This window comes from Agrobacterium sp. GD03872 (genome assembly GCF_029840625.1).
Lineage (GTDB): Bacteria > Pseudomonadota > Alphaproteobacteria > Rhizobiales > Rhizobiaceae > Agrobacterium > Agrobacterium fabrum_A.
Map to the genome: position 1 here is coordinate 113679 of NZ_JAOCCY010000008.1, position 11874 is coordinate 125552.

Below are 11874 nucleotides of genomic sequence, written 5' to 3' on the forward strand. Positions count from 1 at the left end.
TCAACCTCTGTATGGTTCGAGCACAAGGTCGCGGGTGACGATCACGCGGACGGGGAAGCCCGGCCGGATGGTGAGCGTCGGCGCAACCTGCAACTGGCGGCGGATGATCTGCTGGCCGGCGTCGTTGATGGTGTCCTGCGCCCCGTCGCGGATGGCGCGCACAAGGCGGTCCTCGTCGCTGACGGCCAGCTCCGTGCCGACCGCAAGTAACGTCGAAAGGCCGGCGGCCTTCGCCAAATCCCACCAATGATAATCGACGCCATCCTCAAGACCGGCGTAGCCCTGGCTATCCGCGCCCGGCTGGCGCTCCAGAACGATAGAGCGGCCATTGGGGAGGATCAGCCGATTCCAGACGAGCAGCACACGGCGCTGGCCGAACTGAACGCTATTGTCATACTGCCCGATGATCCGCGTCCCCTGCGGGATCAGGAGCAGGCTGCCGGTCGGGCTGTCATAGATGTGCTGCGTCACCTGGGCGGTGATCTGGCCCGGAAGATCGGAACGGATGCCGGTAATGAGCGCAGCCGGGATCACGGCCCCGGCCTGGAGCACGAAGGGCGAGGCTGGAGCCATGACGCGATCCGACGACGTGGTGCGGCGATCGACGGGTGCATTGAGGAACGCAAGCTGCTTGTCCTGCGCGGTCTGCTGGCCGGGCTGCCCTGTCAGGCCGGCAAGGTCGAGGCCGGGAAGTCCCGGCGTGGTCGCGCCGCCCGGCGTTGCGGCCGGGCTGCCGGTGCGGGCCTCGGTCTGGAAGAACACGCGGCTGACGCGCGCGGCTTCTTCCTCGGCAAGCCGGCGTTCCTCGGCGCGATCCACGGGCGGCGTGGTGATCGTCGGCGGCACGACGGGCTGGCCCCTGTTCTGCGCATCCAAGATGGGTCTGCCGAGGTCGCCCGGCAGCGGCGGCCCCAGGACCGGGCCGGTATAGTCGCGCGGCAGGCCGGCAAGACCATCGGCAGGCTGGCGGTTGTTGGTGGAAAACAGTTCTTCGCCGCCCGTGCCGCCGTCGCGGGTCTGGAGCGCGTAGATCAGCGCGCCGCCGACGCCGACCAGCGCGACGGCCGCCACGCTGGCGAGCACCTTGCGGGACAGGCGGGTGACGCGCGGGGCTTCCGCGCGAAGCCGCATCGGCGTGGCGGTATTGGAGTCATTCTCACTCATGACGATGGCCTCCCGTCCGTGCGGACAATCCTGACGGTCTGTTGGCGGTCGCCGCTGCCAAGGCGCAGCTCGGCCGCGCCGAACAGGCGGTCCACGATCAGGATGTGTTGATGGATGCGGCTGTTGACGATCTGCGCCTCGCCGTCCGCGCCGAGCACGAAGATCGGCGGCATTTCGCCTTGAACGATGCCGCGCGGAAACTCGACATAGACGCGCCTGCCGTCGTCATAGACGGCGACGGGTTTCCAAGCTGGATTGTCGCCTGTCAGTCCATAGCGATAGTTGCGCGCGGCGACGGCCGGGATGACCGGCGTGGCCGGCACCGCCTGCCGCTGCCCGGCCGGCTGCTGCGGATAGGCCCAAGCGACGGCGGGCATATAGGGCTTCTCGCCCGAGCGCAGCTCGAGCATGTAAACGCGCCGGTCGGTCGTCACGACAAGGTTCGTGGTGATGTCCGGCCGGCTTGGCTTCACGAGGATATGGACTCGGCGCGTGACGCCCGAACCGGATTCCGTATCGCCGATAATCCAGCGTGCCGTGTCGCCGGCCGCTATCGGCCCTGCGCCGGTCAGGCTTTCGCCTGGCTCCAGGGCGATGTTCGTGATCTGGCCCGGCGCGGCATAGACCTGATAGAGCGCGCCGTCGCTCCACGGGTAAATCTGGATGGCGTTGTAATAGCCCTCGCGGCGCGGCTGCACGCGGGCGGCGGCATTGGCGTTCTCGACGCGCGCGGTCGGTGTGCCGGCGGCGGTGCCGCCGCGTGCGACGGTCCAGGCGGGCGGGATATGGATCGGCCGCGGCCGGTCGTCGGTGACGACCGCGGGGACGGCAGGCAACGGCGGCACGCTCGCATCGTAGCTGATCTGCGGCGGTTTGTAGGTCGCGCAGCCGGCAAGCATGGTTGCGGAAAGCAGGACGGCGGGAATCGCCGGGGTGCGGATGATCGTCCTCATTGGCTCATCTCCCGCGACCACGAAATTGCATTGACGTAGATTCCCAACGGATTGGCACGCAGCCGTTCGGTATCGCGCGGCGGCTGGATTGCGATGGTCAGGATCGCGGTCCATCGCTCGGTTGTTGAAAGCTGGCCGGATTCGTAGTGGCGTTCGGTCCAAGCGACGCGGAAGCTATCCGGCGAGGCGCGGATGACGCTCGACACCTCGACCGCGACTTGTTGCTTTCCGACCTTGGTGAAGGGGTCGTTGGCGCGCGCATAGTCGTTGAGCGCCGCCGCGCCCCTGTCAGTCGTCCACTCGTATGCGCGTAGCCAGTTCTGGCGGACGATGATGGGATCGGCGGGGATACTCCTGACCTGTTCGATAAAGCGCCCCAGGTGCCATGCCACTTGCGGATCGGTCGGGCGGAAGTCGGCTGTGGCGGGCGCGACGGCCTGCGCCTGGCCGAGCCGATCAACTTGGACTACCCAGGGCACGACGGTCCCGCGCGCCGATTGCCAGACAAGCGCGGCGGCGAAGCCGGCCGAAAGGATCAGGCTGCCGAACGCCATGTAGCGCCAGTTCCTCGCCTGCACGCGGGCCGAGCCTATGCGCTCATCCCAAACCTGCGCGGCGCGCTGATAAGGCGTTTCGGGTTGTGGGGTCTTGCCGTAATGCACGGCGGGTCGCTTGAAGATGCTCATGTGCGGTCGCTTTCAGAGAGGTTGACGGAAGAACCAGAGGCGTGGCTGTCGCCAGAGCGGACGGCGTGCGCGGCCGTCTGGACGGCATGGCCGGTGTGGCCGGATTGGCGCATCCGCTGCGCCCAACCGGGCGATGTGCCAGCGGCCGGCGCGGATGCGGACGTGCTGCCGGCCGATCCCATGGAGGATGTGCCGCCGGTCGCGCCGAACCCGGCTTTCACGCCATCGGAAAAGCTGGATTTGACGCTTGCCGCCGCCCGGCGCAGCGGCGATGTGGCTGTGCTGCCTGCGGCGCGCGCCACACCGCCCAGGCCGGACGCCACGCCCGCCGCGCCGGACTGGCCGAGCGAGCCAAGGCTATAGGCGGCGGATGCTGCGCCGGCTGCGGTCGCGCCACCGCGCACTGCCGCTCCCCCGGCCTTCGCGGCAAGCCCGGCTGCACCGCCTGCGGCTAGCGCCGCGCCACCAACGGCAAGGCCGGTGCCGACCGCCGCGCCCGCGCCGAGCTGCGGGCCGCCGCTGACAAGGCCGGAAGCGATGCCGGGGCCGAAGATGCCGAGCCCGACGAGCGAAAGCGCCGCGAGCACGATGGCCATGGCGTCGTCGATGCTAGGAGTCTGGCCGCCGAAGCCTTGCGTGAATTGCGAAAACAGCGTCGAGCCAATGCCGACGATGACCGCCAAGACCAACACTTTGATGCCGCTGGAAATCACGTTGCCAAGCACGCGCTCGGCCATGAAGGCGGTCTTGCCGAACAGTCCGAACGGGATCAGCACGAAGCCTGCCAGCGTGCTCAATTTGAACTCGATCAGCGTCACGAAAAGCTGGATGGCGAGGATGAAGAAGGCGAGGATGACGAGCGCCCAGGCGAACAGCAGGCACGCGATCTGAATGAAGTTCTCGAAGAAGGCGACCCAGCCCATAAGGTTGGAAATGGAGTCGAGCAGCGGACGCGCTGCGTCGAGGCCGGTTTGCGCCACCTTGCCGGGCCGCATCAAATCCTGCGCGGTGAAACCCGTGCCGGATGCTTTCAGGCCCAGGCCGGCGAAACTGTCGAAGACGATCTTCGCGAGGTTGTTCCAGTTGCCGATGAGATAGGCGAAGACGCCGACGAACAGCGTCTTCTTCACCAGCCGCGCAATGATGTCGTCGTCCGCACTCCAGCTCCAGAACAGCGCCGCGAGCGTCACGTCGATGACGATGAGCGTGGTGGCGATGAACGCCACCTCGCCACCCAACAGGCCGAAGCCAGAGTCGATGTATTGCGTGAAGGTGCCGAGAAAATTGTCGATGACGCCTGCGCCGCCCATGCGTCACCGCCCTTCCGGTGCGGCCGGCGCGCGCGTCCGGCCGAGAAAGCGGTCACGGGTTTCGGCCCATACACGCAGGCATTCCGCGTCGTCGGCGGCCTGCTGGCCAAGCTGCTGGCACCGGCGCTGCCCTTCGCGCAGCGGGTCGCGTTCGGGCTGGAGAAGACGCGGCGGTGATGCCGGCGCGTCTTCCTTGCGGGTCATTTCGATGGCTGTCGCCGTGATGGCGATGGCCACGAATACGATTGCGCCCAGCCGGGCCAGCATCTTGCCGTCCATGGCCGCGCCCTCAATTGCCGTTGTTGAACATTTGCGCGCTGCCGGGCTGGTAGCCGTTGCCGGGCGTGAGGAAGCGGCGGCGCTGCTCGCGCCCCTGTTCTGCTGCCGCTGCGCGTTCGGCCTCGGTCAGCGCGCCCGCCCGGCCGTTGGCTGCGAGCAACGCAACAAGGTCGGAAAGCTGCTGCGACTGGAGGGCTAGAAGCTGGTTGCCGGCTTGCGTCGCCTGGAGCGCGCCGGTCGCGTTCTGGCTCTGGCCGACCAGCTCCGACATCTGCGTGCGGTTGCTGTCGATGTTGCCGACGACGCCGGCCTGAACGCGCATGGCGTCCTGCAAGCCGCCTACGGTGTTCTGCCAGCGCGTGCGAGCGTTGGCGACGAGCTGCTGATCCGTCGCCGACATCGACACGTTGCCGTATTGCTGCTGGAACGCCTGGTCGATGCGCTGCACGTCGAAGGCGATGTTCTGCGCCTGGCTCAAAAGCTGCTGCGTGCGCTGGACGTTCTGTTGAAGCTGCTGGAGCGACGAGAACGGCAGGCTCGCCAGATTGCGCGCCTGGTTCATCAACATGGTCGCTTCGTTCTGGAGCGAGGTGATCTGATGATTAATCTGCTCCAGCGTGCGCGCGGCCGTGAGGATGTTTTGCGCATAGTTCGACGGGTCGAAGACGATCCTTCCGAATTGCGCATGTGCCGGCGTTGCCAGCATGGACGAAACGGCCAGCGGTGCGGCGAGCATCGTTGCGGCCATGACGATGGCGCGCGAGCGGAAAAGACGAATGGTCATGGTTGGGACTCCTTTTCGGTTTGGGGGATCAGCGTCGGGAAGTTCGGAAGAAGATCGACGGCCCAGCCGACATCGCGGGTCGTGAGCCAGGCCGCGAGAAAGCCGTCGCGGCCGTGTTCGGCGACGATCTGCGCAATGAGCGTTTGATCGGATTTGGCGGATGCGGCGCAGAGCGCGAGGCCGATTTCGGACAGGCCCAGCTCGAACAGGCGATTGCCGCGCCGCGACTGGCAGTAGTAGTCCCGCTTCGGCGTAGCGCGGGCGATCAACTCTATCTGGCGGTCATTGAGGCCGAAGCGCCGATAGATGGCGGTGATCTGCGGCTCGATGGCCCGCTCGTTCGGCAAAAGCAGCCGCGTCGGGCAGCTCTCGATGATCGCGGGCGCAATGTTGCTGCCGTCGATGTCGGACAGGCTTTGCGTGGCGAAGATGACGCTGGCGTTCTTCTTGCGCAGCGTTTTAAGCCACTCGCGGAGCTGGCCGGCAAAGCCTTCATCGTCGAGCGCAAGCCAACCCTCGTCGATGATGAGCAGCGTCGGCCGCCCGTCCAACCTGTCGCCGATGCGGTGAAACAGGTAGGCCAGAACGGCGGGCGCGGCTCCCGTGCCGACAAGCCCCTCGATCTCGAACGCCTGCACGTCGGCCGAGCCGAGATGTTCGGCTTCGGCATCGAGCAGCCGGCCATAGGGACCGCCGACGCAATACGGCCGAAGGGCTTGTTTGAGGTCGTTGGATTGCAGCAGCACCGCGAGGCCGGTGATGGTGCGTTCCCCGATTGGCGCGGAGGCAAGCGAGGTCAGCGCCGTCCAGATATGTTCCTTCACCTCCGGCGTGATCGTCATGCCTTCGCGCATGAGGATGGCCACGATCCAGTCGGCGGCCCAGGCGCGTTCATAGGTGTCGTGAATGCGGGCGAGCGGCTGGAGCGATACGGAAGCGTCGGAACCTTCGGTCAGGCCGCCGCCCAGGTCGTGCCAGTCGCCGCCCATTGCGAGCGACGCGGCGCGGATGCTGCCGCCGAAATCGAAGGCGAAGACTTGGCTGCGGTCGTAGCGCCGGAACTGGAGCGCCATAAGTGCGAGCAAGACGGACTTACCCGCGCCTGTGGGGCCGACGACGAGCGTATGGCCGACATCGCCGACGTGAAGGGAAAACCGGAACGGGGTGGAGCCTTCGGTCTTTGCATAAAGCAGAGGGGGCGCACCGAAATGCTCGTCCCGTTCCGGCCCCGCCCACACCGCTGAAAGCGGGATCATGTGGGCGAGATTCAAAGTGCTGATGGGCGGCTGCCGGACGTTCGCGTAGGCGTGGCCGGGCAAGCTGCCGAGCCATGCGTCAACCGCGTTGACCGTCTCCACCATGGCGGTGAAGTCGCGGCCCTGGATGACCTTTTCGGCCAGCCGCAATTTCTCGTCGGCAATCCTGGGGTCCGCGTCCCATACGGTGATGGTGGCGGTGACGTAGGCCATGCCGGCGACATCGGCCCCAAGCTCCTGCAAGGCCATGTCGGCGTCGGCGGCCTTGTTGGCGGCGTCCGTATCGACGAGAACGGATGCCTCGTTGGTCATCACCTCTTTCAAGATCGCGGCGATGCTTTTGCGCTTCGCGAACCATTGTCGCCTGATCCTGGTGAGCAGCTTCGTCGCGTCGGTCTTGTCGAGCAGGACCGCGCGCGTGCTCCAGCGATACGGGAAGGCGAGCCGGTTCAAGTCGTCGAGCAGGCCGGGCGTTGTCGCGGTGGGAAAGCCGGTGACGGTCAGGACGCGGAGATGCTGGTCGCCAAGGCGCGGCTCCAGCCCGCCGGTCAACGGCTGGTCGGCGAGCAGCGCGTCGAGATAGATCGGCGTTTCGGGAACGCGGACGCGATGCCGGTTGGTCGAGACGGTGGAATGGAGGTAGGTCAGCGTTTCGCTGTCGTCGAGCCACCGGCAGGACGGCATGAAGCCGTCGAGCAATGCGAGCACGCGGTCGGTGCGGTCGATGAAACCGCGCAGCACTTCATAGGGATCGACGCCGGATTGCTCGCGGCCTTCATAGAGCCAGGTTTCGGCGCGGGCGGCTTCCTCGGCCGGGGGCATGTAGAGGAAGGTCAGGAAATAGCCCGACACGAAATGCGCGCCGGCTTCCTCGAAGGCGGCCTTGCGCTCGGCGTCGAGCAAGGCCGACGCGGGATCGGGAAAGGTGCTGTCGGGATAGGTCGCGGCCTCGCTGCGCTGCGCCTCGACGAAAATCGCCCAGCCCGATCCGAGACGGCGGAAGGCGTTGTTGATGCGACCGGCGACGGCGACCAGCTCGGCCGCAACGGCGGAATCCAAATCGGGACCGCGAAACCTGGCCGTGCGCTGGAATGAGCCGTCCTTGTTCAAGACGACGCCAGAGCCGACCAGCGCGGCCCAGGGCAGAAAGTCGGCAAGGCGACTGGCGGTGCGGCGATATTCGGCGAGGTTCATCATGGCCACGCCCTCACGCTGCAAGGTTTGCGGGGATGCGCAGATGCCGCCGCCCCACCTCGACAAAGAGCGGGTCGCGCTTCGCCGCCCATACGGCCGCGAAATGACCGATGGCCCATATGGCGAGGCCCACAAGCCAGAGGCGCAGGCCAAGGCCCACGGCCCCGGCGAGAGTGCCGTTCATGATGGCGATGGAGCGCGGTGCGCCGCCAAGCATGATGTGCTCGGTCAGCGCCCGATGGACCGGGACCGAAAATCCCGGCACCGCGTCGAGTTGTTCGAGGACGGCGGCCATCAAACGAGCGCCCCGCCGCCGAACGAGAAGAACGACAGGAAGAAACTCGATGCCGCGAACGCGATGGACAGACCGAATACGATCTGGATCAGGCGACGGAAGCCGCCCGACGTATCGCCGAACGCCAGGGTCAGGCCGGTTGCGATGATGATGATAACGGCCACCACCTTGGCAACCGGCCCTTCGATGGATTGAAGGACTTGTTGAAGCGGTTGCTCCCACGGCATTGACGAGCCGGACGCATGAGCGGCCGGGGCGAGGATCATGCTGATGGAAACAGCGGCGGTTGCGGTCGCTATGGTGCGGTAGCCGCGCGAAAGCGTGCGGATCATTTGGGTTCTCCTGTGCTGTTGGGGATTGCGGGGGTGATGCGGTAATCGCCGTCCGGCCCCAGCCCTTCGACGTGGGCGAGTTCGGCCAGCCGGCGCGCGGAACCGCGCCCGGAAAGGACGGCAACAAGGTCGATGGTTTCCGCGATCAGAGCGCGCGGGACCGTGACGACAGCCTCTTGAATGAGCTGTTCAAGGCGACGGAGCGCGCCGATGCCGGTGCCGGCATGGATGGTGCCGATGCCGCCCGGATGGCCGGTGCCCCACGCTTTGAGAAGGTCGAGGGCTTCCGCGCCGCGCACCTCGCCGATGGGGATGCGGTCGGGGCGCAGGCGAAGCGAGGACCGCACAAGATCGGATAGCGTCGCCACGCCGTCTTTCGTCCGCATGGCGACAAGGTTGGGCGCGGCGCATTGCAGCTCGCGCGTATCCTCGATGATGACGACGCGATCCGCGCCCTTCGCCACCTCGGCGAGCAGCGCATTGGTCAGCGTCGTTTTGCCGGTGCTCGTGCCGCCCGCGACAAGAATGTTCGCACGCGATGCGACGGCGGTGCGCAACGTCACGGCCTGGTCGGCGGACATGATGCCGGCAGCTACATAGTCGTCGAGGCTGAACACCGCGACGGCGGGCTTCCTGATCGCAAATGCCGGTGCAGCGACGACGGGCGGCAAAAGTCCCTCGAACCGCTCGCCGGTTTCGGGAAGCTCTGCCGAGACGCGCGGGGATCGCGCGTGAACCTCTGCGCCGACGTGGTGAGCAACAAGACGGACGATGCGTTCGCCATCGGCCGGCGACATCGTTTCGCCCGTGTCGGCCAGCCCTTCGGAAAGTCGGTCGATCCAGATTCGCCCGTCTGGATTCAGCATGACCTCGACCACGGCCGGGTCTTCCAGAAACCGGGCGATGGCCGCGCCGAGCGCGGTGCGCAACATGCGCGCGCCGCGCTGTATCGCTTCCGGCTTATGGTGTGTGGATGTCATATCGGCCCCGATTCCTGACGGGGCGCGACAGACCGTCCCCGCAACGGGGTCGATTAAAGGAGCCTGAAATCAGGCTGATTCAACAAGTATCGAAGGGGATGCGGTGATCGGCGGCTATCGGCGGCGAATAGGACGGGTTGGAAATTCAGGTTACGCTGCCATCGGCCTCGAACTGATCTTGCGATGGACTATCGGGAAGCGAATCGACATCGCGCGACAACTCTTTGAGGAACCTGTCGCCGGTCGCAAGACGCCGGCCGAGCGTCTGCATGAAACCCTCGAACCGTTCGGCACCTTTCGCGCGGGCGGCGGCCTGCGCGCTCTCCGGCAGCGGCGGCGTGGCGGAAAGCCAGATGTTGACGAACAGCGAGACGGTTTCGCCGAGCACGGCAAGATCCTCGTCGAGCGCGTGGATCTCGCGGCCGAGCTTGTCGAGGCGGCGCGACATGGCCGCCTCCAGCCGATCCGAACTGTCGCCGGACAGGAAGGAAGCGACGGCTGCCTCAACGATGGCGGATTTCGACACTTGGCGGCGCAGCGCCAGCGCCTCGACCTGTGCGAGCAAGTCCGGGGCGAAATAGACGTTCATGCGGGTTCGGGTGGTCATGGGCGTATCCTCAAAGCTCGATGCCGTCGCCGGGGTCGAGCGACGCTTGCCGCGCGACCATCCGCATACGCTGGCGCAGCGCGCGGGCTTTGGCGGCGTCAACGTCCGGTTCATCGTCCAGAATGTCGAACTCCTGTTCGGGCGGACGTGGCGGCGCGACGATTTCCTCATGCTCCGGCAATTCCGGCTCGCGGCGGATACCGGCGTTGGCTGGATCGCCTTCGGTCCCGCCGGCCGTGGCCGGGGCCGCTGCTTTCGTCGCCGCGACGATGCGGCTCGACCAATCGTCGGATGACGGGTTCACGGTGGCGGGATCGGCTGCCGGATCGGGCGGGGTCAGGATGCGTTCCATGAACCGCGCATCCTCGAAATAGCGGGCCTTGGTCGCGCGGATGGGCGGCGTGCCGGCGACCATCACGATTTCGTCGCTCGGCGGAAGCTGCATCACCTCTCCAGGCGTGAGCAGCGGCCGTGCCGTCTCCTGCCGCGAAACCATCAAATGCCCTAGCCACGGCGCAAGCCGGTGGCCGGCATAGTTGGTAGAATCGCGCAGCTCGGTCGCGGTGCCGAGCGCATCGCTGATCCTTTTCGCCGTCCGCTCGTCGTTCGTCGCGAAGGCGACGCGGACATGACAATTATCCAATACGCTGTTGTTCGCCCCGTAAGCCTTTTCGATCTGGTTGAGGCTCTGCGCGATCAAAAAGCTTTTGAGGCCATATCCGGCCATGAAGGCGAGCGCGGATTCAAAGAAATCGAGCCGGCCGAGCGCAGGAAACTCGTCGAGCATCAACAGCAGCCGATGCCGCTTGCCGGACGTGTGCAATTCCTCGGTCAACCGCCTGCCAATCTGATTGAGGATCAGGCGAATGAGCGGCTTGGTGCGGTTGATGTCGGACGGCGGCACGACAAGGTAGAGGCTGACCGGCTTCTTGCTGCCGACAAGATCGGCAATGCGCCAGTCGCACCGCGCCGTGACGCGCGCCACGACGGGATCGCGATATAAACCCAGGAACGACATGGCGGTGGACAACACGCCGCTGCGCTCGTTCTCGCTCTTGTTCAACAGCTCGCGGGCCGATGACGCGATGACGGGATGAACGCCGGCTTCGCCCAGGTGCGGGGTGTCCATCATCGCGCGCAAGGTCGCCTCGACGGGGCGCTTCGGATCGGAAAGGAAGCTGGCGACGCCGGCCAGCGTCTTATCGGGTTCGGCATAGAGGACGTGCAGGATTGCGCCGACAAGCAGGCTGTGGCTCGTCTTCTCCCAATGGTTTCTTCGGTCCAAGCTCCCTTCGGGATCGACGAGAATATCCGCGATGTTCTGCACGTCGCGGACTTCCCATTCGCCCTGGCGCACCTCCAGTAGCGGGTTGTAGGCCGACGACTTCGCGTTGGTCGGATCGAACAGCAGGACGCGGCCATGTTTCGCCCGAAAGCCGGCAGTCAGCGTCCAGTTCTCCCCTTTTATATCGTGGACGATGCAGCTTCCCGGCCAGGTCAGCAGCGTCGGCACCACGAGGCCGACGCCTTTGCCTGACCGCGTAGGTGCGAAGCAAAGCACATGCTCCGGCCCATCATGGCGCAGATAGTCGCGTTCGCGCCGGCCGAGCACGACGCCATCGGGGCCGAGCAATCCGGCCGTGCGGATTTCCTTGTCCTCGGCCCATCGTGCCGATCCATAGGTGGCGACGTTGCGCGCCTCCCGCGCCCGGATGATCGACATCATGATTGCGGCGGCGATGGCCATAAGCCCGCCCGACGCTGCGATGACGCCACCCTCGACGAAAATCGAAGGCGCATAGGCATCGAAGGCATACCACCACCAGAACAGCGCGGGTGGGTAGTAGATCGGCCAGCCAGCCAGCTCGAACCATGGATTGCCGAGCTGCGCCTGAAAGCCGAGACGCCATGCGGTCCATTGCGTCGCCGCCCAAGTCATCACCAGAACGATGGTGAAGACGACGGCGATCTGACCCCAAAGGATTCGGCCTCCGCGCATAGCGGCTCCAGTCGAGAAAAAAGATGGAGCCGATC

The 11874-nt window shown here is 66.0% G+C and carries 12 protein-coding genes; all 12 read right to left on the reverse strand.

All coding sequences use genetic code 11. The features are described from left to right. Entirely contained in the window at positions 1–1164 is a 1164-nt protein-coding gene (locus N5D22_RS18145) for a TrbI/VirB10 family protein (RefSeq protein ID WP_279658065.1), read from the reverse strand. Further along, complete coding sequence (gene trbG, locus N5D22_RS18150) at positions 1161–2117, reverse strand: P-type conjugative transfer protein TrbG (RefSeq protein ID WP_279658064.1); 957 nt, start codon at positions 2115–2117, stop codon at positions 1161–1163. The genes N5D22_RS18145 and trbG overlap by 4 nt, the downstream gene beginning before the upstream one ends. After that, complete coding sequence (trbF, locus tag N5D22_RS18155; RefSeq protein WP_279658063.1) at positions 2114–2803, reverse strand: conjugal transfer protein TrbF; 690 nt, start codon at positions 2801–2803, stop codon at positions 2114–2116. The genes trbG and trbF overlap by 4 nt, the downstream gene beginning before the upstream one ends. After that, positions 2800–4113, reverse strand: a complete 1314-nt coding sequence (gene trbL / locus N5D22_RS18160) for a P-type conjugative transfer protein TrbL (protein WP_279658062.1) — start codon at positions 4111–4113, stop codon at positions 2800–2802. Before trbL ends, trbF begins: the two co-directional genes overlap by 4 nt. 3 nt (positions 4114–4116) lie before the next feature. Then, positions 4117–4392 carry a putative entry exclusion protein TrbK-alt gene (trbK-alt, locus tag N5D22_RS18165; protein ID WP_003052351.1) on the reverse strand — a complete coding sequence of 92 codons (276 nt, stop codon included), beginning with the start codon at positions 4390–4392 and terminating at the stop codon, positions 4117–4119. Between the two features lie 10 nt (positions 4393–4402). Beyond that, positions 4403–5176, reverse strand: a complete 774-nt coding sequence (gene trbJ, locus N5D22_RS18170; RefSeq protein WP_279658061.1) for a P-type conjugative transfer protein TrbJ — start codon at positions 5174–5176, stop codon at positions 4403–4405. Continuing rightward, positions 5173–7629, reverse strand: coding sequence for a conjugal transfer protein TrbE (gene trbE, locus N5D22_RS18175; RefSeq protein ID WP_112309303.1), 2457 nt, complete (start codon positions 7627–7629; stop codon positions 5173–5175). The genes trbJ and trbE overlap by 4 nt, the downstream gene beginning before the upstream one ends. A 10-nt stretch (positions 7630–7639) precedes the next feature. After that, entirely contained in the window at positions 7640–7921 is a 282-nt protein-coding gene (locus tag N5D22_RS18180) for a VirB3 family type IV secretion system protein (protein WP_003052343.1), read from the reverse strand. Next, positions 7921–8253 (reverse strand): TrbC/VirB2 family protein, encoded by a 333-nt coding sequence (locus N5D22_RS18185; RefSeq protein ID WP_279658057.1) that lies wholly within the window; start codon positions 8251–8253, stop codon positions 7921–7923. The genes N5D22_RS18180 and N5D22_RS18185 overlap by 1 nt, the downstream gene beginning before the upstream one ends. Then, positions 8250–9233 (reverse strand): P-type conjugative transfer ATPase TrbB, encoded by a 984-nt coding sequence (gene trbB / locus N5D22_RS18190; protein WP_003052336.1) that lies wholly within the window; start codon positions 9231–9233, stop codon positions 8250–8252. The genes N5D22_RS18185 and trbB overlap by 4 nt, the downstream gene beginning before the upstream one ends. 145 nt (positions 9234–9378) lie before the next feature. Next, positions 9379–9840 carry a CopG family transcriptional regulator gene (locus N5D22_RS18195; RefSeq protein WP_003052333.1) on the reverse strand — a complete coding sequence of 154 codons (462 nt, stop codon included), beginning with the start codon at positions 9838–9840 and terminating at the stop codon, positions 9379–9381. Between the two features lie 10 nt (positions 9841–9850). Further along, positions 9851–11839 carry a conjugal transfer protein TraG gene (locus N5D22_RS18200; protein WP_279658055.1) on the reverse strand — a complete coding sequence of 663 codons (1989 nt, stop codon included), beginning with the start codon at positions 11837–11839 and terminating at the stop codon, positions 9851–9853. Positions 11840–11874: the final 35 nt, after the last annotated feature.